This window comes from Ensifer sp. ENS09, assembly GCF_014852425.1.
GTDB lineage: Bacteria > Pseudomonadota > Alphaproteobacteria > Rhizobiales > Rhizobiaceae > Ensifer.
Genome location: NZ_JACVBP010000015.1, coordinates 1 through 1,174, shown reverse-complemented (window position 1 = coordinate 1,174; position 1,174 = coordinate 1). Strand labels below are relative to the sequence as shown.

Genomic DNA, 1,174 nt, shown 5'->3' with positions numbered 1-1,174 from the left:
TTGGATATTCTTTCCGATGAAGAGCGCAGGCTTTTGCTGGAGACGTGGAACCAGACGGCAGCGGATTATCCTTCTGAGAAGTGCATTCACGAGTTGTTTGAGGAGCAGGTTGCCAAGACGCCTGAAGCGACGGCCGTTGTGTATGATGGGCAATCTTTGAGCTATGGCGAGCTCAATGCGCGGGCCAATCGCCTCGCGCACTACCTGATCGACGCCGGGGTCAAGCCGGATACTCGCGTCGGGATTTGCGTGGAGCGTAGTCCAGCAATGGTGGTGGGCTTGCTGGCGATCCTCAAGGCTGGCGGCGCCTATGTTCCATTGGATCCAAGCTATCCCAGTGAGCGCCTAGGGCAGATCCTGGCGGACGCAACTCCATTGCTGCTACTTTGCGACGCGGTCGGTCGGGGGGTGCTCAGGATACTGGAGGATGACAGTCGTGCGTTACCGTTGCTCGTTGATCTCATCGCCGATGCAGCCTTGTGGGCGGATCGTGTTCAAACCAATCCGCTTGCTTGCACGCTTGGCCTGACATCGCACCATCTTGCCTATGTCATTTATACATCAGGCTCAACGGGCGTGCCTAAAGGAGTGCCAAACGAGCATCTTGGGCTCGTCAACCGGTTGGTTTGGATGCAAGACGCTTATGCTCTTGGTTCAGCAGATACCGTCCTGCAGAAGACACCGTTCAGCTTTGATGTCTCTGGGTGGGAGTTTTTTTGGACATTACTTAACGGTGCGGTGTTGGTTTTGGCCAATCCTGGGGCGCATAAGGACACGGGTTACCTAATCAATCTGATTACACAGCATGAGATTACAACGATACACTTTGTTCCTTCCATGCTCGGAAGTTTTATCAAAGCCAATGATGTGGCGCGCTGTGTATCTTTGCGGCGCATCATCTGTAGTGGCGAGGCGTTGCCGGTCGCGACTGCTCATGCATGTCAAAAGATGCTACCCGGTGCAAGGCTTTACAATTTGTACGGCCCGACGGAGGCCGCTATCGATGTTACAGCATGGGCCTATCCCACCAATTTTGAAGGTGAAGTGATCCCTATTGGGCGCCCGATATCGAATACGCAGATTTATATTTTGGACGCGTATGGGGCGCCCGTTCCGCTTGGTGTTGTTGGCGAGCTTTACATCGGTGGTGCAGGTGTTGCTCGTGGGTATCTGA

At 54.2% G+C, this 1,174-nt stretch carries 1 protein-coding gene; it reads left to right on the top strand.

What is annotated here, in order from left to right; translation table 11 throughout:
- Window positions 1-1,174, top strand: a 1,174-nt coding sequence (locus IB267_RS33015) for an amino acid adenylation domain-containing protein (protein WP_192451589.1), incomplete at both ends; no start/stop codon positions are given.